The following is a 26,489-nucleotide window of genomic DNA, read 5'->3' on the forward strand; positions in this document are numbered from 1 at the left end:
AGCAAACATCTATGGGCGCGCGGAAACGGCCATTTTCTTCCATATTTTTCCGCTGCGCGACAGATATCCCAAGTCGCACCTCGGCTTTGGCCGGGCGCCTACGATCCCACCCACATGCACCGCAACGACCTGATCGTCCACCGACCCGAAGGCCTGTATTGCCCAGCGGGAGATTTCTACATCGACCCCTGGCGGCCGGTGGAGCGGGCCGTGATCACACACGCGCATTCGGACCATGCACGCATGGGTTCGGCCCACTACCTGGCACACGAGGGCAGCGCGGGCACGCTGCGCAATCGGCTGGGGGCGGGCATTGATCTGCAGACGCTGGGCTATGGCGAGGTCATCGATCACCATGGTGTGCGCGTGTCGCTGCACCCGGCCGGGCATGTGCTGGGCTCGGCCCAGGTGCGCATCGAGCACGGTGGCCAGGTGTGGGTGGCCTCGGGCGACTACAAGCTCGAAGACGACGGCACCTGCCCGCCGTTCGAGCCGGTGCGCTGCCACACCTTCATCACCGAATCGACCTTTGGCCTGCCCATCTACCGCTGGCCTGCGCAGCCCGCGCTGTTCGCCGACATCAATGCCTGGTGGGCTGCCAATGCAACGGCGGGCAAGTCCAGCGTGCTCTATGCCTACGCCTTCGGCAAAGCGCAGCGGCTGCTGCATGGCGTGGATGCCAGCATCGGGCCGATCGTGGTGCATGGCGCGGTGGAGCCGCTCAGCGCCGTGTACCGCGCGGCCGGTGTGAACCTGCCGCCCACGCTGCGTGTGACGGACCCAGGCCTGACCAAGGCGGACCTGAAACGCGCGCTGGTGCTGGCCCCGCCCTCGGCAGCGGGCACACCGTGGCTCAAGCGGTTTGGCGAACACTCCGACGCGTTTGCCAGCGGCTGGATGCTGGTGCGCGGCGCACGCCGACGCCGGGGCGTGGACCGGGGCTTTGTAATGAGCGACCACGCCGACTGGCCCAGCTTGCAAAAGGCCATTGGCGCCACGGGCGCGGAGCGCGTCATCGTCACCCACGGCAGCACGGCGGTGATGGTGCGCTGGCTGTGCGAGCAGGGGCTGGATGCCCAGGTGTTTGCCACCGAATACGGCGCCGATGACAACGAGGACGATGCAGGGGCTGTGCCCGAGCAGCCGGTCAGCGCCCCCGCCGCCGAGGCTGCGCCATGAAGCAGTTCGCCACCCTCTTCCAGGCGCTCGATGCCACCACCGCCCAGTCGGCCAAGCTGGCCGCCCTGGTGGCCTACCTGCGCGTGGCCGCCCCCGGCGATGCGGCCTGGGCCGTGTACTTTCTGGCGGGCGGCAAGCCGCGTCAGATGGTGCCCACCAAGCGCCTCAAAGCCCTGGCGCAACAGGCTGCAGGCCTGCCCGAATGGCTGTTTGACGAAAGCTACGAGGCCGTGGGCGACCTGGCCGAAACCATCGCCCTGCTGCTGCCCCCGCCGGTCGAGCCTACCGAACTGGCATTGGCCGAATGGATGGCCGAGCTGCTGCCACTGCGCACCCTGCCACCGGATGAGGCCGACGCCCGCCTGCGCACGCAATGGGCAAGGCTGGCGCCCGAGCAGCGCTTTGTGTACTTCAAGCTCATCACCGGCAACTTCCGCGTAGGCGTGTCACGGCTGCAGGTCACGCAGGCACTGGCCACCGTGAGCGGGCTGGAAGCCAAGCGCATCGCCCACCGGCTGATGGGCTACACGCAAATCGGCCGCCAACCACAGGCCGCCGACTACGCCGCGCTGGTGGCACCGGCCGAAGGAGATGCAGGCCAAGCCAGCGATGGCGCTGCCGGTCACCCTTACCCCTTCTTTCTGGCCCACCCGTTCAGCCAGCCGGTGGCCGACATGCCCGCACTGCTGGGCCCGGTGGAGGACTGGCAGGTGGAATGGAAATGGGACGGCATCCGCGCCCAAGTCGTGCGGCGCGCCGGGGCCGTGTGGGTGTGGTCGCGCGGTGAAGAGCTGGTGACCGACCGCTTCCCGGAACTGGCCAGCGCCGCGCTGTACGGCCTGCCCGATGGCACCGTGATGGATGGCGAGATCCTGGTGTGGCTGCCGGGAGAGCCCGCCCCGCGCCCCTTCGCCGACCTGCAAAAACGCCTGGGCCGCAAAACACTCACACCCAAACTGCTGCGCGAACTGCCCGTGGTGCTGGTGGCCTACGACCTGCTGGAACATGCGGGGCAGGATCTTCGGCCGCAGCCGCAGCAGGCCCGCCGCGCGCTGCTGGAGGCCACGCTGCAGCCACCGGATATGGCCACAGAAGTGCCTGCAAACACCGAACCGTTCTCGCTGAGCCTGTCGAAGCGCGGTGCAGGACTTCGACAAGCTCAGTCCGAACGGTGGGTGGGGTTTGACCGGAATCCCCCATCTTCAGCCGCGACCCCATCACAGCAAACCCTGCGCCTGAGCGCTTTGCTGCAGGGCACCGATTGGCACAACCTGGCACGCCAGCGCGAGGCTGCACGCAGCATGGGCACCGAGGGCTTCATGCTCAAACACCGCAGCGCGCAGTATGGCGTGGGCCGCACCAAGGATGTGGGCGTGTGGTGGAAGTGGAAGATCGACCCCATGAGCGTAGACGCGGTACTCATCTACGCCCAGCGCGGCCATGGCCGCCGCGCAAGCCTCTACACCGACTACACCTTTGCTGTGTGGACCGGGCCGCAGGACGACCCGGAGCGCCAGCTCGTGCCGTTTGCCAAGGCCTATTCGGGCCTGACGGATGCCGAGATTGCGCAGGTGGACGCCATCGTCCGCAAGACCACGCGCGAGAGCTTTGGGCCTGTGCGCAGTGTGGACGCGACACTGGTGTTTGAGCTGGGCTTCGAAGGCATTGCGCGCAGCCCGCGCCACAAGAGCGGCATTGCCGTGCGCTTTCCGCGCATGCTGCGCTGGCGGCAAGACAAACCCGTTGCCGAGGCCGATACCTTGCAAACGCTGATGGCACTGCTGCCGGGGCAGGACGCGGCCGCATGAGCACGACACGCCGCCCGCGCAAGCCCCTGCCCCCGGTGGCACCGAGTGCTGCAGCCGCCTGGATGGCGGCGCGCGGGTGGCAGCCCTTCGGCTTCCAGCACGACGTGTGGCGCGCGATGGGCGAGGGCCGCTCGGGCCTGCTGCACGCCACCACGGGCGCGGGCAAGACCTATGCGGTGTGGCTGGGTGCGCTGCAGCATTGGGCGCCCCTCCTAACCGCTCGGGCCGAGCCTGTCGAAGCCGGGGCACCCTCGGAAACAAGCCCTTCGACAGGCTCAGGGCGAACGGCTGAACGAGCGCTACGGGCCCCAGCGGCGACCTTCAGTGCCCGAACACGCCGCGCTGCAGCACCACCCCTCACCGTGCTATGGATCACGCCCATGCGCGCATTGGCGGCCGATTCGCTGCGCGCCCTGCAAGCACCGCTGCCCGACCTGGCTCCCACATGGACCAGCGGCCTGCGCACCGGAGACACCGCCAGCGGCGAGCGCGCTGCGCAAGACCGCCGCCTGCCCACGCTGCTGGTGACCACGCCCGAAAGCGTCTCGCTGCTGCTGGCCCGCGCCGATGCGCGTGAGCGCCTGGCCAGCGTGCGCCTGGTGGTGGTGGACGAGTGGCACGAGCTGGTGGGCAACAAGCGCGGCGTGCAGGTGCAGCTGGCGCTGGCGCGCTTGTCGGGCTGGAACCCGGCGCTGCAGGTGTGGGGCATGTCGGCCACGCTGGGCAACCTGGAGGAGGCCCTGCACACCTTGCTGCCCCAGCCCTTGCCCAGCGCGGCGGGCACGCCACAGCCACCGCCCGCCGTGCTGGTGCAGGGCCGTATCGACAAGCGGCTGGAGGTGCAGGTGATGCTGCCCGCGCGGGCCGACCGCTTTGCGTGGGCGGGCCACATGGGGCTGAGCTTGCTTCCGCAGGTGGTGCAGTCGATTGAAGCGGCGGCGTCCACCTTGGTGTTCACCAACACCCGGTCGCAAGCAGAGCGCTGGTACCAGGCGCTGCTGGAGGCACGGCCCGACTGGGCGGGCACCATCGCGCTGCACCACGGGTCGCTGGGGCATGAGGTGCGCGACTGGGTGGAGCAAGGCCTCAAGGCCGGGCAGCTCAAGGCCGTGGTGTGCACATCGAGCCTGGACCTGGGCGTGGACTTTTTGCCAGTGGAACAGGTGCTGCAGATCGGCTCGGCCAAAGGCGTGGCGAGGCTGGTGCAGCGCGCCGGTCGCTCGGGCCATGCGCCGGGGCGCAGCTCCAGCATCACGCTGGTGCCCACGCACAGCCTGGAGCTGGTGGAAGCCGCCGCCGCGCGCCACGCGCTGGCGCAAGGCCGCATTGAAGACCGGCACACGCCGCGTGCGCCGCTCGACGTGCTGGTGCAGCACCTGGTCACCGTGGCGCTGGGCGGCGGCTTTGTGCCCGATGCGCTGCTGGCCGAGGTGCGCCGCGCGCCCGCCTACGCTGCCTTGGCCGACAACGACTGGCAGTGGGCGCTGCAGTTTGTGCACCAGGGCGGCGCGTCGCTGGCCTCCTACCCGGACTTTCATCGCGTGGTGCCCGACGACGAGGGCGTGTGGCGCGTGCCCGATGCGCGCCTGGCGCGCCGCCACCGCAGCAACATCGGCACCATCGTGAGCGACGCCGCCATGCAGGTGCAGTTTGTGAGCGGCGGGCGTCTGGGGTCGGTGGAAGAGAGCTTCATCGCCCGGCTGCGCAAGGGTGATGTGTTCATGTTCGCAGGCCGCCTGCTGGAGCTGGTGCGCACCCAGCAGATGACGGCCTATGTGCGCATCGCCCCCAAGGGCAGCGCTGCACTGCCGCGCTGGAGCGGCGGGCGCATGCCGCTGTCGAACACGCTGGCCGATGCGATGCTGGAACAGCTGGCGCAGGCCGAGCGCGGCGATTTCACCACGCCCGAGATGCGCTGCGCCCAGCCGCTGCTGGCGCTGCAGCAGGCCTGGTCGGGGCTGCCCACACCCAGCCGCCTGGTGGCCGAGACCCTGCACACGCGCGAGGGCTGGCACCTGTACCTGTACCCACTGGCCGGGCGCCTGGTGCACCTGGGCCTGGCCGGGCTGCTGGGCTGGCGCGCGTCGCAGCAGGTGCCCAACACCTTCTCCATCGCGGTCAATGACTACGGGCTGGAGCTGCTGTCGGCCAAGCCGGTGGACTGGCCCGCGCTGCTGCCGCACCTGATTGGCGAGGGCACGCACACCACCATCGGTAGCGGGCTCGAAGACGAAGTGCTGGCCAGCCTGAACGCGACCGAGATGGCGCGCCGGCGCTTTCGCGAGATCGCGCGCATCGCGGGCCTGATCTTCCAGAGCCACCCCGGCGAGCAGCGCAGCAGCCGCCAGCTGCAGGCCTCGTCGTCGCTCTATTACGACGTGTTTGCGCAGTACGACCCGGGCAACCTGCTGTTGGCCCAGGCCCGTGCCGAACTGCTGGCGAACGACCTGGACATGGAGCGACTGGCGCGCACACTGCGCGGCATGCAGGCGCAGACCCTCTCTATCCACGCGCTGGAGCGCCCCACCCCGTTTGCCCTGCCGCTGATGGTGGAGCGCTTTCGCGAGCGGCTGAGCACCGAGACCCTGGCCGACCGGCTGGCGCGCATGGTGCAGGCGCTGGAGCAGGCAGCCGACGCCACCACGGGCACGCACCTTGCGCAGCACGCCGCGCCATCCACGGAGATGGCGTGGGACGTCCCTGAAGGCTCCCCCACCTCGGCACGGCACACGCGCCGAGACCCGGCCGGGGACAGCCCTCGCCGCGCCCGCAGACGCCACGGATTCTGAGCCCCATGACCTCGCTGGCCATCCCCACGCCCCCCATCGGTGCGCACGCCATCACCCTGCCCTGCGGCACCGCACTGCAACTGCTGCCCCAGCGCGCCCTGTGGTGGCCCGCCGCGCACATGGTGCTGGTGGCGGATGTGCATTTCGGCAAGGCAGCCACCTTCCGCCGCGCGGGCCAGCCGGTGCCCCATGGCACCACGGCCGACAACCTGGCGCGGCTCGACGCGGTGCTGGCTGCCACCGGCGCCGATCACCTGGTGTTTCTGGGCGACTTTCTGCACGCACGCAGCGGCGCGGCCGATGCGCTGTGGCAGCAGTTGCTGCCCTGGCGCCAGCGCCATGCCCGTGTGGCGATGACCCTGGTGCGCGGCAACCATGACCAACATGCGGGCGACCCGCCCGCCGCGCTGGCGATATCGCTGGTCAACGAGCCCTGGTTGCCCTGTGCCGATGTGCCGGTGCTGGCCTGCCACCACCCGCAGGCGGTGGCGGGCCACACGGTGCTTGCGGGGCACCTGCACCCCACGCTGCGGCTGCGCGGCCCAGGGCGGGATGCGCTGCGGGCGCCGTGCTTTGGGTGGGGCGACGGGCAGTTGGTGCTGCCTGCCTTCGGGGCCTTCACCGGCACGGCGCCCGATACGCTGCCTGCGCACTGGGCGCAGTTCGCCGTCCTGCCTGGCCGCGTGGTGGCCGTTCCAGGAAGTTTTTCATAGGGTCTGCCAGGGGGTGGCGCGCAGGCGCCCGGGCGGTCAAACTGCAGGGGGCCGCAGGGTGATTACCACTTATTTGGTGAAAAAAGATGCCCCGGGCTTATGATAATTTTGCATTGTGAGATTCGATTGCAAAAACAGGGGTCCCAGACAGCCCCGAGCAAGGAGAATCAGAGAGCATCCGCGTTTGGCCCCGCTGTGACCCAGCCGGGGGCATTTACATATTCTGTTTCGTGAGACAAGCCATGACGACCCAGCAACCCACCATCATCTACACCCTGACCGACGAGGCACCCCGTCTGGCCACGGCTTCCTTTCTGCCCCTGATCCGCACGTTCGCCGCGCCTGCGGGCATCAACGTGGTGGAGTCCGACATCTCGGTGGCCGCCCGTGTGCTGGGTGAGTTCCCCGAATTCCTGAAGGAAGAGCAGCGCGCCCCCAACACCCTGGCTGAGCTGGGCAAGAAGACGCTGCAGCCCGATGCCAACATCATCAAGCTGCCCAACATCAGCGCATCTGTCTCGCAGCTCAAGGCGGCCATCGCCGAGCTGCAGTCCAAGGGCTACGCCCTGCCCGACTACCCGGACCAGCCCAAGGACGACAAAGAGAAAGACATCAAGGCCCGCTACGGCAAGTGCATCGGCTCGGCTGTGAACCCCGTGCTGCGCGAAGGCAACTCCGACCGCCGCGCGCCCAAGGCCGTGAAGGAATACGCGCGCAAGAACCCGCACAGCATGGGTGAATGGAGCCAGGCATCGCGCAGCCACGTCTCGCACATGCACCACGGCGACTTCTACCACGGCGAAAAGTCCATGACGCTGGACCGCGCCCGTGACGTGAAGATGGAGCTGATCACCAAGAGCGGCAAGACCATCATCCTGAAGCCCAAGGTCAGCCTGCTCGATCGTGAAGTGATCGACAGCATGTTCATGAGCAAGAAGGCGCTGCTGGAGTTCTACGAGAAGGAAATCGAAGACGCGCGCAAGACCGGCGTGATGTTCTCGCTGCACGTGAAGGCCACGATGATGAAGGTGTCGCACCCCATCGTGTTCGGCCACTGCGTGCGCATCTTCTACAAGGACGCGTTCGCCAAACACGCCAAGACCTTTGACGAGCTGGGCGTGAACGTGAACAACGGCATGGTCGATCTGTACAGCAAGATCGAGACGCTGCCGCAAAGCCAGCGCGACGAGATCAAGCGCGACCTGCACGCCTGCCACGAGCACCGCCCCGAGCTGGCCATGGTGGATTCGGCCAAGGGCATCACCAACTTCCACTCGCCCAACGACATCATCGTGGACGCCTCCATGCCCGCGATGATCCGCAACAGCGGCAAGATGTGGGACGCCAACGGCCGCCTGAAGGACGTGAAGGCCGTGATGCCCGAATCGACCTTCGCCCGCATCTACCAGGAGATCATCAACTTCTGCAAATGGCACGGCGCGTTCGACCCCAAGACCATGGGCACGGTGCCCAACGTGGGCCTGATGGCCCAGCAGGCCGAGGAATACGGCAGCCACGACAAGACCTTCGAGATCGCCGAAGACGGCGTGGCCAACATCACCGACCTGGCCACCGGCGAAGTGCTGCTGAGCCAGAACGTGGAGCAAGGCGACATCTGGCGCATGTGCCAGGTCAAGGACGCCGCGATCCGCGACTGGGTGAAGCTGGCCGTGAACCGCGCCCGCAACTCGGGCATGCCCGTGGTGTTCTGGCTCGACTCGTACCGTCCGCACGAAAAGGAACTCATCACCAAAGTGAAGATGTACCTGCACGAGCACAACACCGTCGGCCTGGACATCCAGATCATGAGCCAGGTGCGTGCGATGCGCTACACGCTGGAGCGCGTGATCCGTGGCCTGGACACCATCAGCGCCACCGGCAACATCCTGCGCGACTACCTCACCGACCTGTTCCCCATCATGGAACTGGGCACCTCGGCCAAGATGCTGTCCATCGTGCCGCTGATGGCCGGTGGCGGCATGTACGAAACGGGCGCGGGCGGCTCGGCCCCCAAGCACGTGCAGCAGCTGGTGGAAGAAAACCACCTGCGCTGGGATTCGCTGGGTGAGTTCCTGGCGCTGGCCGTGTCGCTGGAAGACCTGGGCCAGAAGACGGGCAACGCCAAGGCCAAGATCCTGGCCCAGACGCTGGACGCCGCCACGGGCAAGCTGCTGGACAACAACAAGAACCCCTCGCCCAAGACCGGCCAGCTGGACAACCGGGGCAGCCAGTTCTACCTGGCCATGTACTGGGCCCAGGAACTGGCAGCGCAGACCAGCGATGCCGACCTGGCCGCCAAGTTTGCGCCCCTGGCCAAGCTGCTCACCGCGAACGAGCAGAAGATCGTGGACGAGCTGAACGCCGTGCAGGGCCAGCCCACCGACATCGGTGGCTACTACATGCCTGACGTCGCCAAGCTGGACGCCGTGATGCGCCCCAGCAAGACGCTGAACGACGCGCTCAACACGGTGAAGTAAGCGGCGGCGTGAGCCGCCGGGTTGCTGAGCGCCTGCGCTTGCGGGAGGCGCCCAGCACCTGCGCAGAGGGTGCGCTGGTGGTTTTCAGGCATCAGAAAGGCCTCCACCGCGCGACCACATTGTCTTTACAGCTATACATTTAATAGCAATCAAAAAAAGGGCCCTGCCGCAACGCGGGGCCCTTTTGTTTTGGGTGGCACCGGCGGGGTCGTTGGGGCCGTTGGGGCCACCGGTCGGCCCTTCCAGCCTGTGGCGTCACGGCCGGTCGCGGTCCACCACCCGGCTGGCCAGCGGTGCAGGCACATAGGCAGGCAAGAAGGCGCAGCCCTTGCCAAACTCGGCCTCGTAGGCCGGGCATTGCTGGGCGATGCCTGCGGGCGTGGGTTTGGCGCCCTCCCCTTCATTTACCCAGCGCAGCAGCGCCGCCATCAGCGTGGGATAGGTGGGATCACTCAGGTAGCTGTGGCCGCTGTGGCGCGTGAAGGTCTGCACCAGCCGCGCGCCGCTGCCCGCCTTGTCCATCGTGGCCTTGAACTGCGCGTCCAGCTCGACAAAGGCCGTGGGGTCGTCCACGCCCTTCACGGTGAGCACGGGCACGGGGATCTGGCCGGTCGGGTCCGTGTCTGCGGCAAAACGCGCCACGGCCTGCGGGTCGGCGCGGTAGCGCAGCACGCCCGCATTGAGCGCCACATCATCCGGCGAGCCCTTGTAGACCGCACCCACATTGCCAAACGGGCTCGCGCCCCCGGTGCGGTGCTGCACCACGTCGCGGTAGTGGAAGGTCGCCCAGTTCATGTGGCCCGGGATGGAGCTGGCCGGAATGCGCAGCACATCCACCAGCGTCTGCACCTTGCGCTGCTGCTCGGGCGTGCGCTCGGCTGCGGGCTTGTTCAGCGCCAGGCATTCGTTCAGGCGCGCCGCCAGGTCGGCCTGGGTCATCGCGGCATCGCGCGGCAGGCCGGTGTTGAGCGGGTACTGCGCCTCGGTAGGCCGGGGGTGGTTGTGGCAGAGGTACTGGTAGACCACGCGCAGGTCGGTGCGCACGTCGTACGAGCGGCTGCCGCCCGCGAGCACGCCGCTGGTGAGCAGCACGGCGTCGTACGGGCGCTTGCCATCGGCCGTGCGTTGGAACATCTCGGCCCCCTTGGCCGCCACGCTGGCGCCCCACGACTGGCCGTGCAGGATGGTGCGCTGGGGCTTGGCCACGTGCTGCACAAAGATCTGCCGCAGGCGCTCGGTGTCCTCGGCCGCTGCACGCACCTCCACGCCGCCCTGGCGGAAGGTGCTGCCCGCCCAGGCATACCCCGCGCGGACCATGATGGACCAGCGCTCCAGGTCTTCCACCGCGCGCTCGGCCTTGGGCGCACCCAGCGTGGGCCCGCCGTGCGCGTGCAGCACCAGGTGGCCGTTCCACTTCTGCGGGATGGCGGTGAGGTAGTAGGCCCCAGCCGAGTCCCGGCCCGCCAGGCAGCGGGCGATGGGCGCCACATCCTTGGGGCAGGCTGCCGCCACGGGTGCTGCCTCGGCCGTGGCGGCAGGCGGGGGGGTGGTGGCCATGGGTGCGCAGGCCGCCATCGCCAGGCAGGCCAGGCCCGCCAGGGCCCAGCGCGGCCCCCGGGGCAAAAGAGGCAAAAGGGGTGGCAGGGAATGGGGCTGCGGTGCAGTCATGGCGGGGTGTCTCCTGAAAAGTTCTTGGGGGCGCATGGCCGGATGCCGCTGCATCGTAGAAACCGGCTCTCAATACGTCAAATAGGCAAAATTGGCCCTGGCGATACGATTTACATATGACTACTTTCCCAGCCACCCGCAGGCACTGACATGGACATCCGCCAGTTGCGCTACTTTCTGGCCGTGGCCGAGGCCGGGCACATGACCCACGCGGCCGAGCTGCTGGGCATGGCCCAGCCGCCGCTCAGCCAGCAGATCAAGCTGCTTGAAAACACGGTGGGCATGGCTTTGTTCAAGCGCCATGCCAAGGGCGTGACACTGACCGAAGCGGGCCGCGCACTACAAGCTGACGCCACGCGCCTGGTGCACGACTTCGACGCGCTGCAAAGCCGCATGCAGCTGCTGGCCGAAGGCAAGACCGGTCGGCTTGTGATCGCCTTCACCAGCTCAGCCGCCGCCCATGAATTCACCCCGTTTGCGCTGCGGGAGTGCCGCGCGCGCCACCCCGGCCTGGTGCTGGAGATTGGCGAGAACAACGCGGCCGAGATCACCGAGGCCGTGGCCGATGGCCGCCTGCACTGTGGCCTGCTGCGCGTGCCCGTGGCACGGCCTGCGGGCCTGGTGTTCGAGACCCTGCAGCACGAGCCTGCCATGGTGGCCCTGCCCATCGACCACCCGCTGGCGCAGCGCCAGCGGCGCGGCAAACCGCTGCCCATCCAGATCACCGACCTGGAGGGCGAGCCCATGATCCTGGTGCGCCGCCCGGGCGCGCCGGGCCTGTATGCCAACCTGCTGGCGCTGTGTGTCGAGCAGGGCGTGCGCCCCCGCGTGGTGGCCGAGGTGGCGCGCATGCTGACCAACCTGAACCTGGTGGCGGCAGGCACGGGCATTTCGGTGGTGCCGTCGTCCATGCTGGGCGTGCACCGGCATGCGATTGCCTACCGGCCGCTGGTGGATGGCGGGCGGCTGGATGTGCCGCTCACCCTGGTCTACCGTGCGGACGACAACGTGGGCCCCACGGCCACGTTCACCACCCTGCTGCGCACGCTGGCGGACGAACCCCACCCGGCGATGGCCACGGAGCCCCCACAAAAAAAGGCTGCCCGGTAGTCCACCCGGCAGCCTCTTTATGTATCGGCGCCGCACCGGTTCGGGTGCAGCAGCCGATCACCACAACATCACCACAGCGCGGGTCAGTTGTTGCCCTGCGCAATCCCCTCACGGCGGGGATCGGCGCCACCGGCATAGGTGCCCGCGCCCGGGTTGCGCGCCAGCAGGCCCACATTGCCGTTGGACCGCACGCCGTTGAACACCGCGCCATGCAGGCCGCTGGTGAAGGTGTCGGTCTGCGCCACGGTGTGGCCGCGCGCCTTCAGGCCATCGCGGATGGCGGCGGTGTCGATCACCGAGCCCTTTTCGATGGAGGTGGTGGCATTGGTCTGCGCGCCGAAGTTAGGCAGGTTGATGGCCTGCTGCACGTTCAAGCCCCAGTCGGTCATGCCCAGGATGGTCTTGGTGGTGTACTGGATGATGGCGCTGCCGCCGGGCGAGCCGACCACACCTTCCAGGTCACCCGTGGCGGCGTTGAAGACGATGGTGGGCGCCATGGAGCTGCGCGGGCGCTTGCCAGGCTGCACGCTGTTGGCAATGGGGTTGCCCGCCGCATCGGTGGCCGTGAACGAGAAGTCGGTGAGCTGGTTGTTCAGCAGGAAGCCGCGCACCATCTGCAGGCTGCCAAAGCCGTTCTCGATCGTGGTCGTCATGGACACCGCATTGCCTGCGCTGTCGATGATGGACAGGTGGGTGGTCGATGGCAGGGCCAGCGAGTTGTCCCGCCCCTTGGCGCCACTCACACCCGGTGGTGTGCCCGCCACGGGCGTGCCGATGCTCTTGCTCAGGCTGATGAGCTTGGCGCGCTCCTTGAGGTAGTCGGCGTTGATGAGGCCGGCCTGGGGCACGCTCACGAAGTCGGGGTCGGCCACATACAGCGCGCGGTCGGCATAGGCCAGGCGGTAGGCCTCGGACACCAGGTGCACCGAATCCAGCGTGTTGGGCTTCATGGCCGCCAGGTCAAAGCCCTGCAGCAACCCCAGTGTCTGCAGCACCGCAATGCCGCCCGAGCTGGGCGCGGGCATGCCACACACGCGGTACAACACGCGGTAGACGCCACACACGGGCTCGCGCACCTTGGGGGTGTAGCCGCTCAGGTCATCGAGCGCGAGCTTGCCGGGGTTGGTGGGATGGCTGCTGACCTTGGCCACGATGTCCTTGGCAATGTCGCCCTTGTAGAACGCGTCGGCACCGCCCGCTGCAATGGCCCGGAGGGTGGCCGCAAGTTCGGGGTTCTTGAGCAAGGTGCCCGCCGCCTTGGCCGTGCCGTCGGCGTTGAGGAAGTAGCTCGCGCCGGGCTCGCCCTGGGCCTTGATGCGCGCGGCCGATCCGGCAATCGACACGCTCATGCGCGGCGAGATCGCAAAGCCGTTTTCACTGAGCTGGATGGCGGGCTCGAACAGGTCCTTCCACGGCAGCTTACCGTGGGCCTTGTGTGCGGCTTCGAGCATGCGCAGCACGCCCGGCGTGCCCACCGACAGGCCGCCATCCACCGCCGCCAGAAACGCCAGCGGCTTGCCATCGGCGCCAATGAACAGGTTGGGCGTGGCGGCCTTGGGCGCGGTCTCGCGGCCGTCGTAGGCCAGCAGCTTGTTGGCGCCCTTGTCAAAGTGCAGCATGAAGGCACCGCCGCCAATGCCCGACGACTGCGGCTCCACCAGGTTCAGCACCATCTGCACGGCAATCGCAGCATCGGTGGCCGTGCCGCCCTTGGCCAGGATGTCCACGCCCGCCTTCACCGCCAGCGGGTTGGCAGCCGCCACCATGTCCTTGTTGGCGTAGCTGATGGTCTTGGGCGTGTAGCCCGAGGGAGGCTCGGGCGGCACGTACTGCTCGACGGGTTCGGGGGTGGCCACCGGCGTGGTGGGACCATCGCTGCCGCCACAGGCCGCCAGCACCGCCAGTGCGGCGATGCTCAGGCCCAGGGCATAGGGTTTGCGTCGGAAAACAGAAGCCGTCATGGATAAAGTCCTTGGAAGAAAAGGAAGGGAAGGGGAACACGGGCCATCGGGCAAAAAACACGCTGCACCACGGTGGATGCAGGCCCCGGAGCTGCAGGCACAGACCGCAGATTCCGTGCCAGAAACGCCCGTCCAGTATGTGACACGGGCATGAAAATCATTTTGCTTTTATGCCCCGTATATCGCCAAATACGAGAAACGATTTTTCTTATTTGCCGTGAAACAGAATCTGGATTCCATTGACCGCCAGCTGCTGGCGATGCTGCAGCAAAACGCCGAGACGCCGCTGGCCGAACTGGCCGATGCCGTGCACCTTTCCAACACGCCCTGCTGGCGGCGCATCCAGTGGCTGCGAGAAAAAGGCTACATCACCCGCCACGTGGCCCTGGTGGACCCGCGCAAGGTGAATGTGGGCGTGACGGTGTTTGTGGCCGTGAAAACCAGCCAGCACCACCAGCAGTGGTTCGACACCCTGCGCGACGTGGTGATGGGCATCCCCGAGATCGTCGAGTTCTACCGCATGAGCGGCGATGTGGACTACCTGCTGCGCGTGGTGGTGCCCGACATCCGCGCCTACGACGCGGTCTACAAGCGGCTCACGCAGGCGGTGGCGCTGTCGGATGTGAGTTCGAGTTTTGCGATGGAAGAGATCAAGTTCACTACCGCACTGCCGCTGAACTACGCGCAGTAGCCGCCCCGGGGTGGCCACCTGCGCGATGGCTCAGATCAATACTGGCCCATGTAGTCGCGCTTGCCCAGCTCCACGCCGTTGTGCCGCGCAATGGCGTAGGTCGCGTTCACGTGGAAGAAGAACTGCGGCAGGCCGTAGTGCAGCAGGTAGTGTTCGCCCACAAACTGCTTTTCGCGCGGCGTGCCGGGCTGGATGGTGATGGGGCGCGTGGCGGCATCGGCAAACGCGGCCTGCGGCAGGCCTTCGATGAAAGCCAGCACGGTGGTGATGCGTTCGTTCAGATCGGCAAAACCGGGGCGCTCAGCGTCGGGGAAGGACGGCACCTCCACCCCGGCCAGGCGCGCGGCCACGCCCTTGGCGAAGTCGCAGGCAATCAGCACCTGGCGCGCCAGAGGGAACATGTCGGGGAACAGCCGCGCCTGCAGCAAGGCGTCGGGCTCGATCTTGCGCGCCGTGGCATGGGCCTCGGTCTTGGCGAGCACGTCTTTCAGGGAGCCCAGCATCTGGCGGAAGACGGGGATGCTGGCGTTGTAGATGGGCGAGGTCATGGGGGGGTCCTGGAAGTGGTGTGAGGCAGCAGCGAGGGGGCCTTGGCCCCCGTCGGGCCGCATTGCAACACACCCAACCCAGGCTTGCAGCAGAAAGGTCAAGCAGGCCGCGACTGGGCCAGTGCAATGGCCGCCTGAATGGCGGCACGGGCCTGGGGACTGTTCTTCCAGCAGGTGGAGCCCACCATGGCCGAGGCCGTGGACACAATGTCCAGGGCATTGGCCTTGGCCAGATGCGCCAGCGATTCAAAGCCCATCTGTTCCAGCCGGGCGACGACGGTCGGTCCCACGCCCTTCACATTGAGCAGGGCGCGGCGTTCTTCTATAGGAAATGGCATGGTCCGAGTATGCGGGAGCCAGGCCACCCCGGCGGGCGTACCCGCCGAGCGCCCAGCGCCCCTCAGGCAGCCGCCGCCAGCGGCCGCGCGGCCCGTGCCGCCACGCCCACGCCCACCAGCGCTGCCGACACCACGCTCAGCACCAGCGTGAAGGCCGAGCCGTAGAAGATGCCCGAGGTCATGCCATGGTCCAGCATGGCGCCAAACGCGGGGGCCGCGAGGCAAAAGCCCAGGTCCAGGCCCGAATACACCGTGCCATACACCCGGCCCGTGGCGCCGGGCGGCGCGGCGCGCTTGATGAGCATGTCGCGCGAGGGGCCGGCCAGGCCCGTGCCCAACCCGGCCACCGAGGCCACGGCCACCGCCGCCATGCCGGGCAAGAAGCCCAGGCCCACCAGCACCAGCAGCGCCGCCGAGCCCAGCAGGCACACCGAGATGATCTTCTCCAGCCGCTGCACGCGCCCCACCAGGAACCCGCCCACCAGCATGCCGGCCGCGCCACACAGCATGTAGCCCGTGACCACCATGGCCGTGATGCTCAGCGGCAGGCCGTACATGGACTGCAGCGCCGGGCTGGCAAAGCTCTGGATGGCGCTCAGTGCGCAGGTGCTCCAGAAGAAGAACGAGAAACACAGCCACACCGAAGGCAGCTTCAGGAAGGCCATGGGGTGCTCGGGCTTCGCAGCCCCGGCCCCGCCCTTGGCCTGGTGCGCCCAGGCGCCCTGGCGGTCGTCCAGCGCGTCGCGGTTCCAGACCATGATGGCCAGCACCACCAAGGCGAACAGGCCCCCGCACAGGCAGGCCGTGCGCCACGAGCCCGTGGCCGTGGCAATGCCCGCCATGAACACCGGCGCCGTGGCCCAGCCCAGGTTGCCGCTGATGCCGTGCACCGAAAAGCCATGCCCCAGGCGCTGCGGCGACACGCGTTTGTTCAGGATCGTGAAGTCCACCGGGTGAAACGGCGCATTGCCCAGCCCGGCCAGCGCGGCCGCCAGCAGTAGCCCCCCGTAGCCCTGCGCCGTGCCCGCCGCCAGGCCCGCCGCTGCAAAACTCGACAGCGCAAAAAACATCACCGGCCGCGCGCCCACACGGTCCACCAGGAAGCCCGACAGCGCCTGGCCCACGCCCGAGATCACAAAAAACACCGACACCAGCAGCCCCAGCTCGGAATAGCTGAAGCCGAACTCGCCGATCAGCCACGGAAACAGCGGCGGCAGCAGCATGTGGAAAAAGTGCGAGCTGCCATGGGCCAGGCCGACAAGGCCGATGGTGCGGGCGTCCTGCCGCAGCGGGACAGGGTTGGCGAGGGAGCCAGAGGAAGAGGTAGCAGTCATGGGCTGATCTTAGGCAGGGCGGCCCCGGCAGGTTTACGATAGGCGGCCAACTTTTGTCGCAAACATGCCAAACCCGCGCACACAGCCCGCCATGCCCATGACGCCCACCGAACCGGTGGTGGAACACTTTGCCGCCCAGGTCGTGCCGCGCTCCCCGGCCGGCAAGCCGCGCGGGCTGTCGTATGTGGACTCGCTCACGCCCGAGCTGTTTGTGCCCACCCCCGCCCGCCCGGTGCGCGCCAAGCTGCGCTGGCTGGCCGCCGACACGCAGGTGATGCCCCACAGCCACCCCTGGGCGCAGGTGGCGATCTCCACCACGGGCGTGATCCGGCTCACAGTGAACCACGGCACCTACATCGTGCCGCCCTCGCGCGCGCTGTGGATTCCGCCCGGCGTGGAACATGCCGTGACCATGGTGGAAGACGCCGACCTGCGCACGCTGTACTTTCACCAGCCCCGGGGGCGCTGCGGCCCCGGCGTGCCGCGCGACCAGGAAGACGCCTGGCGCCAGTGCCGTGTGCTGGAGGTGTCCGACCTGCTGCGCGCCCTGGTGCGCGAGATGCCCACCGCACCCGATGGCGGCCCTGCCACCACCCCCGCCGAACTGCGGCGCGAGCAGCACCTGAGCGCGCTGGTCAAGGGCGAGCTGGCCCGCGCCGCCGCCGTGAAGCTGGGCGTGGACCTGCCGCAGGACAAGCGCCTGCGCCACCTCTGCGAAGCCGTGCTGGCCGACCCCACGCGCCACGACACCCTGGCCGACTGGGCGCAGGACACGGGCGCCAGCCCCCGCACCGTGGCGCGCCTGTTCCGCTCCGAACTGGGCAGCACCTTCACCCAGTGGCGCCAGCAGGTGATTCTGGCCAAGGCCGTATCGCTGGCCGCCGGGCGCATGCCCATGGGCCAGATCGCCGCCGAGCTGGGCTACAGCGCGAGCGCCTTCAGCGCCATGGTGCGCAAGTCTGTGGGGCAGCCGCCGGGGCGGTTTTTGGGGCAGCAGGATTTCAATGAATCTGCGGGTGGCAAGCCTGTTGCGTGACGGTGCCAAGCGACCTGTACGGTCTTGCAGATTACCCCGTGGGGGACTCAGGCACCGCCTGTCGGCAACTCCCTCGTGCTCTAGGGACCGTTCTCCGGCGAGCCGTCAAACGACATCTCCAAAGCGTATCCCCCTTGACCCTGCGGCACGCTGACGGTGCCCATATCCACCATCTTGAACGGCTGGAAACAGCCCCCATCAGCTTGGAAATAGGGCTCCCTTTTCACGCCCCAGCTTTTCACCCAATCACGAGGGCCTGGGCCCACCTTCTGACCAACTTCCGCGAGGACAAGAAAATCCTCACCGTTCCACATTCCGATGTTTGCGTTGCGCCCTCGCCCTGCGTACCAACGGCCAACAATCAACGCGTCCTTGGAAATTTGCGTGCATGTCACCAATTGAGACGGCCTCCAAATCAACTTCGCACCAAACAGAGACCCACGCGGACTTTGCGCCAAAAGCTCTGAGTTATCAGCGGTTGAGCAATTTCTCGACGTGCGCCAGGAACTGGCTACCCGCAATCCAGTTGCTTCCAAGCTTCTTGCCCACACCACCTTCTGCAAGGTCACACTTGTAGGCCTTCGCTCGGAGTTGCTCAAGGGTCATTGTCGGCAGCGCTGAACGCCAGTTCTTCAGACCCACGACCCAAGAGGCCCCCTCCATGCGACACCGTTCCAGAAGCGTATCGAAATCGAGCACCTCCCGATAGTTCCTGACTCCCGAGGCAGAAGGGACCTCACCGTTACGCAACCGGCGCGTGAGCAAGTCCAGCGACAGCAGGCTGCTTCGCACGGCGGGCCACTGGTCGGCATAGTCATGCGCCTCGAGCGACTCTGGCAGGTCAGCGAACGACATCCAGGTCCAACCATCCTCACCGGTCGGCCAATCCACCGGCTTGCTCACCTGAGGTGCCAGATAGATGACCTTGGCGCGTGAGCAGTGGCCCAAGGCTTCGCGCAGTCCATTGGCATCAGAGGCACCAAACCCTTGCGCCAGCAGGTTGCGCACGTTCTGGTACTTGCCCCGCTCCTGGGAGGCGGCTCCAATCGCGTCCAGGTCATCAAGAAGGAACGCCGCAGACCCCTCTCGGACAATCTTGCTCTGAAGTTCCCGATAGATAGCGGCCTGTTCTGGACGAAAGGTGGTGTCCGTGGTCTTCAGTTCCACCAACAGCAGTTCTCGCGTGGCGAGATTGAGCATCAGCCAGTCGATGTTGGTGGACTGGTTGTTGCCAGCCTTCTGGATCGGAAATTCCGGGCACAGCATCACGATGTCATCGTCCGGCCTAGACGCCAGTGCGTCGGCCAGAAAGAAGCCGATGATCGGTCCGATGGAGCGCTCGACCTGCACCTTGGGAATCATGGTGCCCTGCATCAGGTGCTGCATCAGGGCTGCGAAAAACGGGACTTCTTTTGCGGATTCGGAATGCGCGTGGGATTGAGTCAGCATGGCTTTTTCTCCTTGGGTACTGTCTATGGGTTGAGGTATTGAGTAGCTTTGCGAGAATTTTTTCCAGACCTCCACCATCGCCAGCGTGTCCAGCGCGCAATACGCCAAGAGTTCATCGCGAATCAGCGCCTTGCGCTGTGGTGATGTGGCCGGTGCGATGGCTTCAAGGTACGCAGCCATTGCCATGCCTCCATCCTGCACACCCGTGAGCGCGTCATACCCCAGGCGGGGCGCGATGGTGGGCAACACTTTCTTGATGCTCCAGCTCCCATGCTGGCGCGGGTCGTAATACCGAGCCTGTGCAATTGGCAGCAGATCCACCAGCCTGCCGCGAATCGCCTCCAGTTCTGGGGCCAAGGCGGGAAAGCGCTGGGCGAGTTCCTTCAGGCGGCTGCCTTCAAATCCTGCGTGGTAGACGAAAACGGGAAGCGGCTGTGCACAAGTGCGGACCAATTGCGCTGCAAACGCTTCCGAGGGTTCGTTGCCGGAGATATCAAGAAAGGACTCATGGCTCAGTTGCCCCTGCGCATCCATCCGGTGCAGGCTGAACTGAAAAGGCAGCATCTGGAATGGCCGCGTACCCGCCCACCGAGGCACTCCAAACTGAATGGTTTCGAAATCCAGGAAGTACGCAGGCAACGGGTACGGCAGCAGATCCTGCCTGGCGCCTTCAGCATCAAAGTACGCCCGTCCGGCAACGGTGGCATCACGCACACGGCGTTGCAGAGGGGTGAGCAGCGCTTCGGGCACATCCCGCATGTCTTGTGCGTCGGTGTGAGCCAGAAAATCCTTGAGCGCTTTGGATGAAGTGCGCGGCAGCCAGGCAACAGGGAACTCCACCGAAGGCAGGTTCTTTCGACAATGCTCCTGAAACCCGCAGGGAAAAGGGGTTTCGCACTGCGTCCCCATCTGCACATCTGGAGGCACGGCCTGCGCGGCCACCCGCTGCGCGTTGTCAATCCACGCCGCCACCTCCCCGCTGCGTGCAAGGGCGCCATCGGTGACATCTTTCTCGACGAGCAAACCCTGGTAGTTGCCCTCGCCCGGGTAAATCCACGCCGCGTCGATGTGCGCAATACAAACGTTGCGCACTTCAATGCCCGCCGCCCGGGCGATGTGGCTTTGAATGGCAGCATCGTCTTCCTGGTAGGCTTTGACAGAAGTCGATGACTTGACCTCCACCATCTTCCAGGCAGGCGTAGCGCCATCCATGACTGGCAGCATCGCATCGGCAAATGCGAGTCCCCCCGCCGCAGACATACCAGCTTCAAACAGTGGCTTGCGCGCCAGCAGAAGCTCACGGGTCTTTTCCACCGCCGCAGCCACGCCCTCGGCCTGCAAGTCGATGGTTACGCCATCACCCGCCGAGTCATAGATTTGCTGCGCCACGGCCCCCACTTCATGGCCCGTCTGGAAAACGGCTTGCGTAGCTGCGGAGTCTTGCCGCGCCCCGGGTTGGTGGACTTCCAGCCAGAAACGCTTGGGGCACTGCCTGAAAGCTATCAGCTTGGATTTCGACAGGGCACGCACGGGGTGTTCTTCCGTAGAAAAGTGGTTTGGCATCGCGGGGGAAAGAATGCTGTTGACGAGGTACCGCCGCAGACTACGCATCAACGGGAGACACGGCCCGCGCGCATTGCGAACCCGCCCCCCATTTCGCCAGCGCTTGCTCCAGGCCGTGGACCAGCGCTTGGTGCCAGGCCAACGGCTGCACGATGCGCACATGTGGCAGCCAATAACGCACCACGGGCAACAACTGGTTCAGGTGGCTGACATGGGCTGTGACAAGCAACGACCCATCCGCGTCCTGCCTGTGCTGCTGCCTGGGCAGGATGGCGCGTCGCACGAAGTAATACGCTACCTCGGAATCAACGCGCAAAAGCACCTCCTTGGTGTCGGTGGCGAACCACATGTCCTCTTTGCGGTTGATGTAGTCATGGTGTCGCCGGTCCGGGGTGAAATGACTGGCTTCATCCGATTGCAGAGACTGAATCCGTGCCACGCTGAAGCTCTTGAGTTGCCGCCCTTCGGCAGCGGCCAGGTACCACACGCCATTGTTGTGAATCAAACGATATGGCTGGACATGACGAGGCTTGGCCTTGTAGGTGAATCGACATTCGTGGTGCTTCTCAATGGCCCTCTGCAGCAGGGCGAACTGCGGGCCCAGCCCTTGCAGGTCCTCGCTAGGCATGGGCTGAACCCGTACTGCATGCCCAACAGACTTTCGCGTGTCCAAAAGCCCCAGGAGATAACCCAGGCCGTTGTCCGGAAACAGATGCTCGGTACCTGCCAACCGGGCGTAGACGCCGAGATGGCTTGCGGGGATCAAGGCGCGGGCCGCGTGGGCCAGTTGCCAACGGCCTTCAGGAGTGCGTTCAGCAATGCCGTACAGGCGTTCGCCCAGATCACGTTCAATTGTTCGCACATCCACCTCGAAGTCCCGCGCCAGCCGATGCTTGTCAACAACGTCTCCCTGATGCAGTTGCGCCAGGATCTGGGCTAGGCGTTGCGCCAGCTTTTCTCCTTTGGCGCTTGTGCGGCGGGCGGCAGGGGTGTTCATGCGAAGTGGGACATGGGTTATGACGAAACGCAGTGTAGGCAAAGGCTGCGACAGGTTGTGTCGGAACAACTGGCAATTTGTTTATGAGTAAAAAGGAATTTCCAAACGCATTCCGCCGTTCCGGCGCCTATCCAAAGCGCCTGATGTACCCGCAGCAAGTCCTCCACGCCGCACCCAATCCCGATACCATGCAAGCAGCATGAAACCCCTGCGCCCCCTGCTGCTAGCCCTGCTTTGCGCGGCGCCCTTCCTGGCCCACGCAGCGCCGCTGGACGTCACACCCGACACGCTGATCGAACGCGCCAACCTGCTGCGCGACGCCCGCGAGCGCCCGTGGGACCCGACCACGGGCCGGCTGGGCAACTTGCGGCATGTGCACATCATCGCCAACGACTGCACGGTGCGTGTGGTGTCGGGTGCGGAGAACCGGCTGTTTCTCGGGCGGGGGACGTTCCAGGTGGACGACACCACCTATGGCGCGGACCGCCTGGGCGGCAGCCGCCCCAGGCTGTACGACGTGACGATCAGCGCCGTGCAGGGCGCGTCGGCCATCCCGCGCGTGGGCGCTGACAACGCTGCCGTGTGCTTTACGCTGCAGCTGGCCACAGCCCACGAACTGCTGCTGCGTGGCGATAACCTGAAGGTGCTGTTCGATCGCGTGGACCTGCCGGCGTTGCGAATCAGCCTGAACCCCAGCCACGGCATGAGGCTGTGGTTCCATGGGGTGCGCCTGGGCCTGCTGAGCGTGCACTCAAACGCATCGGTCGTGGCGGGTGGAACGGGCCAGGCCCAGTGGCTGCAACTGGCCAGCGCGCAAAGAAGCACAGCGCTGCTGTTCCACGACATGGATGCGCGCCACGCGGGCGTGTCAGCCACCACCACCCGGACACGGTTTTCCATCCGCATTGGCGCAGACACCGAAGCAGGCTACTACCAGCCGGCCAGCGCGCCGGGCAAGATCGCACTGGAGTACCCGATCTGGATCGATGGCCCCGTCAGCGCGCTGAAAGTGCCTGCGGGCCGCGTGAACCCCATGCCCTTGACCAGCGCCCTGCGCGATGAAACCCGCGCGCTACAGCAGGACGTGATGGGCCTTGCGGGCCCCCGGCCGGTGCTGCCAGCGCCCGACCCGGGCGCTCCACCGCCCCCGGGCGCGCAGGCTGCCAGCGGTGAGCCCGTCTCGCCGCGCCAGCGGGTCAGCAATGTGCTGCAGCCGCTGCTGCCCAGCGGCATGACCCTGGGCAAGATCGACCTGTGGAAGGACGGCGCAGCACTGGAAGGCCGAGCGCCCGACGACGCGGCCGTGCGCCAGTGGGTGCAGGTGCTGGAGCGCTCGGGCGAGGTGCGTAACCCGCAGGTGGCATGGGTCCGGCGCGAGGGTGACCAGGTGGCCTACCGCGTGCTCGTCAACTTTCTGTGCGCGGCTCCGGGCGAGCGCAGCGTGTGCCTGCCAGCAACGGGCAGCGCCTACACCCAACAGCAGGTGGAAGACGCGCTGCGCCCGGTGCTGGGCAACGGGGTGACCCTGACCAAGCTGGTGCTGCGCGATGGCAAGCGCGGCCAGCTTGTCGAGCTGGAGGGAGGCGGCAGCGAGGCCGAGGTCCGCGCGGCGCTGGAGCGCGTGCGCCAGCAGATACCCTGGTTGACGGCGTCGAGCTCCGGCATTGGCCAGGGCTCGTTCTCTGCCCTGCTGCGCATGGTGTGTGCGGTACCGCCGCCCGCCACCCCCGGCATTTGCGCAGCGCCCGAACAGCGCCGCTGAGCCATGGAGTGGTGGCCCAGTGCTCCCACAACCCCTGTGCGCGCGATCCATATGCCCGGATAGCTATGAAAAAGTGAGCATCAAGATATCCTGGAGGCTGCAGCGCGCCGCGTCTGCCGCTAAGGTGTGGGCCTGTTTGCCCCACCCTGCCGCGCCCCATGACCACCCCACAGCCCCCGCGCACCTTCCACAGCTATGAACCCCGCCTGGGCCATGGCCTGCCGCACGACCCGTTCAACGCCATCGTGGGGCCGCGCCCCATTGGCTGGATCTCCACGCAAAGCGCCACGGGCGCGACCAACCTGGCGCCCTACAGCTTTTTCAACGCCTTCAACTATGTGCCCCCCATCGTGGGCTTTGCCAGCATTGGCACCAAGGACACGGTGCGCAACGTGCAAGCCACGGGCGAGTTTGTGTGGAACCTGGCCACGCGCGACCTGGCCGAGCTGATGAACCAGAGCTGCGCCGCTGTGCCCCCCGAAGTGAGCGAGTTCGACCTGACCGGCCTCACCCCCCTGCCCTCCACGCGCGTGCGCCCGCCGCGTGTCGCCGAAAGCCCGGTCACCTTTGAATGCCGCAGCACACAGATCCTGCAGCTGCAGGGGGTGGACGGAGCGGCAGTGGAGACGTGGCTGGTGCTGGGCGAGGTGGTGGCCGTGCACATCGACACCGGCCTGCTGAAAAACGGCGTGTACGACACCGCCAACGCAGGCCACATCCTGCGCGGCGGCGGCCCGGCGGACTATTTCACGGTGGGGCCGGAGCAGTTGTTCAGGATGTTCCGTCCGCGCTAGGGGCCTGCTGCTCTCGCAACAGTCGCAAAGGCCCACACAGCCCGGCAGCCGGGTTGCGTGCCCATTGCTCGGTCCAGACCCACACCTGCTGCACGCCGTCCACGCCCGCTGCATGACGCTGCAGGCCGTGGTCGGCACCGTCGATGCGCCGCGCGCAGTAGGGCGCGGTGCGCAAGGCGGCCAGCGCTTCAAACCGCGTGTAGGCCACGGCGGGCACCAGTGCGTCGTCGCCCCCCCACACCTGCAGCAGCGGCCAGGGGCTGCGCAGCAGGGGCAGGGTCAGGGGCCAGTGCCACAGGTCGCGCCAGTAGCCCAGGCTGCGCCCCTGCACCACCACGCCGTCGGGCGGAGCGCCCGCCACGATCTGCGCCAGCGCGGCCCAGTCGCCCTCCGCGCCCAGACGGCGGGCCTGCAGGGCCCCGGCCTCTTGCGGGTCCAGCCCGCTGGAGCCGATGAGCACCAGGCCGGCGAGCTGTGGCACCTCGGGCGCCAACGCGGGCAGCAGTTCGGCCCCTTCCGAGATGCCCACCAGCAGCTGCACCAGCGCGGGCTGCCCCTGGCGTTGCTGGGCATCGGCACGCAGGGCCGCACGGGCGTGTGCGAGCCAGGTGGAATGCCGGTCGCGCGACACAAAGCCGTGCGGGCAGTCGGCGGGGGCGGTGCGGGCGTCGGGATCTACCCCCGGCTTGTGCAGCACCAGCACCTGCGCGTGCAGCAGCCCGGCAAAGTAGCGGTCGGCAAACGATTCCAGGCCCGCACAGCCGGAGCCGGGCACCACGATCACCCGGTAGCGCAGGGGCGGCACCCGTTCGCTGCGCTGCAGGGCCTGCAGCACCACGCCGCGTTCGCCGGGCAAAACCAGGGGCTCAAAGCGGCCCGAGGGGGCTGCAGGCGCAGCAAGCCCAGGAGGCTGGGGTGAGGCCGTGGGCTGGGCCGCGACCGCCCCGAAGGCTGCGGCCAGCACCGCCGCGGTGGCCCACCGCCGTGCGCCCAACAAAAAGGCCAGCACGCGGCTGGCCTGGCGCGATGGGGGTACAGCGACGAAGCAGTGCGCCACGGCGTATCACCCCCAATGAGCTGCGTTTACTTGAGGATCAGCACCTGCTCGGGCTGCTGGGGCTGCGGCACGGGCATGGGCTGGCCGCCTTGCTGGTACACCGGCGGCGGGCGCACGCCGCGCGCCAGGTTGGCGTCGGTGTAGCCCAGTTGCCCAGCGAGCTGCTGGTACACGTCCTGCGCGAGCGACAGCGAGGTTTCACGCATCACCTTGGCCCGGTTGGGCGGCGCGATGTCGCCACGGACCGACAAAATCTTGGTGTCGTTGCCTTCGCCCTGGGCGGAGAACGCGGCCTTGATTTCGTAGGTCTTGGTGTTGATCAGCGAGAAGTCGGCCAGCAGCTGCAGGCCGTACTGGCGCGTGGCGCTGGTGGTGCCTTGCAGGGGTGACAGGGCATCGGTGAAGTCGATGCTCGACACCACGCCGAACAGCACGTAGTCGGCGCCGTTGAACTCGCCCTTCTTGATGCGGGTGATCACGTCGTTGACCTGGGGCTGCACCTGCGGCGTGGCCATCTTGCCGCCCTGCACCTGGTTCAAGACCTGCTCGGCCTTGCTGGGCTGGGGCTTGCCTGCGTCAAAGCCCTTGCCCTGGATCAGGCGGAAGTAGGTGCCTTGCAGGATGGCGCCCTTGATGTCGTTGGTGTAGCCGCCCAGCTCGCGCTGCTCGATGTAGCTGTAGCGCCCGGCCACATAGGTGCCGCTGGCCTGCTCGGAGGCCTGCATCGAGTGGCTGCCCGAGTGCGAGCCGCCACCGCCATAGGGGCCGTGGCTGTAGCCGCCGCTGTGGCTGCCACCCGCGCTCATCTGGCTGCTGCGCTGGTAAGTGCCCGCCAGGAAGTATTCGGACACGCGCTGGGCGTAGGCCAGGTCGGTCACGGCGATCTTGGGGGCCGCGCCCGGCTGCTGCGCCTGGGCGCCCGTGCCCCAGGCCAGCGTGGTGGCCGCGATCACGGCCAGGGCCGTGTGCAATGTGGTTCTGCGTTGCATGTGATGCTCCTTGTGAGCTAACGGGAATTCATGGATTTATCGAGGGATGCGAGCAATAGCACCGACATCCTTCGAAACTGGCGCGGCCCAGGCCAGCGGCCGCCGCGCAAGGGCCGCCCCGCCGCGCTGGCGGCGTCCCCCTTCCCGCGCGCAGCGCGAGAGAAAGGGGCTGAGGGCCGCGGCTCCAAGCCTGCCAGTGCAGGCTTGGACGGCCCGCAAGAGCAGC

19 protein-coding genes are annotated in these 26,489 nt (G+C 67.1%); 10 read left to right on the forward strand and 9 right to left on the reverse strand.

Annotated features, from left to right (window positions below; all coding sequences use genetic code 11):
• The first annotated feature begins 114 nt into the window (after nt 1-114).
• From A1D30_RS18530 to A1D30_RS18550, 5 genes are all read left to right on the forward strand, one after another.
• The gene (locus tag A1D30_RS18530) at nt 115-1,179 is read left to right on the forward strand and encodes a ligase-associated DNA damage response exonuclease (protein WP_063462201.1); all 1,065 of its coding nucleotides are present in this window, start codon (nt 115-117) and stop codon (nt 1,177-1,179) included.
• Nucleotides 1,176-2,987, forward strand: a complete 1,812-nt coding sequence (locus tag A1D30_RS18535; protein WP_063462202.1) for an ATP-dependent DNA ligase — start codon at nt 1,176-1,178, stop codon at nt 2,985-2,987. The genes A1D30_RS18530 and A1D30_RS18535 overlap by 4 nt, the downstream gene beginning before the upstream one ends.
• Nucleotides 2,984-5,776, forward strand: a complete 2,793-nt coding sequence (locus tag A1D30_RS18540; protein WP_063462203.1) for a ligase-associated DNA damage response DEXH box helicase — start codon at nt 2,984-2,986, stop codon at nt 5,774-5,776. The genes A1D30_RS18535 and A1D30_RS18540 overlap by 4 nt, the downstream gene beginning before the upstream one ends.
• 5 nt (nt 5,777-5,781) lie before the next feature.
• Entirely contained in the window at nt 5,782-6,489 is a 708-nt protein-coding gene (gene pdeM, locus A1D30_RS18545) for a ligase-associated DNA damage response endonuclease PdeM (protein WP_063462204.1), read from the forward strand.
• Nucleotides 6,490-6,731: 242 nt separating this feature from the next.
• Nucleotides 6,732-8,966, forward strand: a complete 2,235-nt coding sequence (locus A1D30_RS18550; protein ID WP_063462205.1) for an NADP-dependent isocitrate dehydrogenase — start codon at nt 6,732-6,734, stop codon at nt 8,964-8,966.
• Nucleotides 8,967-9,221: 255 nt separating this feature from the next.
• Here the strand turns inward: A1D30_RS18550 and A1D30_RS18555 are convergent, their stop codons facing one another.
• Entirely contained in the window at nt 9,222-10,541 is a 1,320-nt protein-coding gene (locus tag A1D30_RS18555) for a hypothetical protein (protein ID WP_242421945.1), read from the reverse strand.
• Between the two features lie 243 nt (nt 10,542-10,784).
• Here A1D30_RS18555 and A1D30_RS18560 point away from each other — a divergent pair, with 243 nt between their 5' ends.
• Nucleotides 10,785-11,744, forward strand: coding sequence for a LysR family transcriptional regulator (locus tag A1D30_RS18560; RefSeq protein ID WP_063462206.1), 960 nt, complete (start codon nt 10,785-10,787; stop codon nt 11,742-11,744).
• An 83-nt stretch (nt 11,745-11,827) separates the two neighbouring features.
• Here A1D30_RS18560 and ggt read toward each other — a convergent pair whose 3' ends face one another.
• Nucleotides 11,828-13,705 (reverse strand): gamma-glutamyltransferase, encoded by a 1,878-nt coding sequence (gene ggt, locus A1D30_RS18565; protein ID WP_063462207.1) that lies wholly within the window; start codon nt 13,703-13,705, stop codon nt 11,828-11,830.
• Between the two features lie 229 nt (nt 13,706-13,934).
• Here ggt and A1D30_RS18570 point away from each other — a divergent pair, with 229 nt between their 5' ends.
• Nucleotides 13,935-14,396 carry an Lrp/AsnC family transcriptional regulator gene (locus A1D30_RS18570; protein WP_063462278.1) on the forward strand — a complete coding sequence of 154 codons (462 nt, stop codon included), beginning with the start codon at nt 13,935-13,937 and terminating at the stop codon, nt 14,394-14,396.
• Between the two features lie 35 nt (nt 14,397-14,431).
• Here the strand turns inward: A1D30_RS18570 and A1D30_RS18575 are convergent, their stop codons facing one another.
• The 3 genes from A1D30_RS18575 to A1D30_RS18585 form a co-directional block, all read right to left on the reverse strand.
• Nucleotides 14,432-14,944 (reverse strand): DUF1993 domain-containing protein, encoded by a 513-nt coding sequence (locus A1D30_RS18575; protein ID WP_063462208.1) that lies wholly within the window; start codon nt 14,942-14,944, stop codon nt 14,432-14,434.
• 98 nt (nt 14,945-15,042) lie between these two features.
• Nucleotides 15,043-15,282 carry a hypothetical protein gene (locus tag A1D30_RS18580; protein ID WP_063462209.1) on the reverse strand — a complete coding sequence of 80 codons (240 nt, stop codon included), beginning with the start codon at nt 15,280-15,282 and terminating at the stop codon, nt 15,043-15,045.
• Between the two features lie 62 nt (nt 15,283-15,344).
• Nucleotides 15,345-16,616 (reverse strand): MFS transporter, encoded by a 1,272-nt coding sequence (locus A1D30_RS18585; protein ID WP_063462210.1) that lies wholly within the window; start codon nt 16,614-16,616, stop codon nt 15,345-15,347.
• Nucleotides 16,617-16,713: 97 nt separating this feature from the next.
• Between A1D30_RS18585 and A1D30_RS18590 the strand changes: the two genes are divergently transcribed.
• Nucleotides 16,714-17,652 carry a helix-turn-helix transcriptional regulator gene (locus A1D30_RS18590; protein WP_242421938.1) on the forward strand — a complete coding sequence of 313 codons (939 nt, stop codon included), beginning with the start codon at nt 16,714-16,716 and terminating at the stop codon, nt 17,650-17,652.
• 471 nt (nt 17,653-18,123) lie between these two features.
• On the opposite strand, the gene A1D30_RS18600 is transcribed toward A1D30_RS18590, so the two are convergent.
• A complete protein-coding gene (locus tag A1D30_RS18600; RefSeq protein ID WP_063462212.1) occupies nt 18,124-20,631 on the reverse strand; it encodes a DUF2779 domain-containing protein in 2,508 nt (835 codons plus the stop codon).
• Between the two features lie 73 nt (nt 20,632-20,704).
• Nucleotides 20,705-21,661, reverse strand: a complete 957-nt coding sequence (locus A1D30_RS24915) for a WYL domain-containing protein (protein WP_082836526.1) — start codon at nt 21,659-21,661, stop codon at nt 20,705-20,707.
• A gap of 199 nt (nt 21,662-21,860) precedes the next feature.
• Here A1D30_RS24915 and A1D30_RS18615 point away from each other — a divergent pair, with 199 nt between their 5' ends.
• Together A1D30_RS18615 and A1D30_RS18620 are read left to right on the forward strand one after the other, a co-directional pair.
• Entirely contained in the window at nt 21,861-23,423 is a 1,563-nt protein-coding gene (locus tag A1D30_RS18615) for a hypothetical protein (protein WP_063462215.1), read from the forward strand.
• A 158-nt stretch (nt 23,424-23,581) separates the two neighbouring features.
• A complete protein-coding gene (locus A1D30_RS18620) occupies nt 23,582-24,217 on the forward strand; it encodes a flavin reductase family protein (protein WP_063462216.1) in 636 nt (211 codons plus the stop codon).
• Here the strand turns inward: A1D30_RS18620 and A1D30_RS18625 are convergent.
• Nucleotides 24,195-25,274, reverse strand: a complete 1,080-nt coding sequence (locus tag A1D30_RS18625) for an alpha/beta hydrolase (protein WP_082836527.1) — start codon at nt 25,272-25,274, stop codon at nt 24,195-24,197. The genes A1D30_RS18620 and A1D30_RS18625 overlap by 23 nt on opposite strands.
• Before the next feature lie 26 nt (nt 25,275-25,300).
• A complete protein-coding gene (locus A1D30_RS18630; protein WP_063462217.1) occupies nt 25,301-26,263 on the reverse strand; it encodes a hypothetical protein in 963 nt (320 codons plus the stop codon).
• Nucleotides 26,264-26,489 lie beyond the last annotated feature (226 nt).

The sequence above is a fragment of the Acidovorax sp. GW101-3H11 genome (genome assembly GCF_001633105.1).
Taxonomy (GTDB): Bacteria; Pseudomonadota; Gammaproteobacteria; order Burkholderiales; family Burkholderiaceae_C; genus Acidovorax.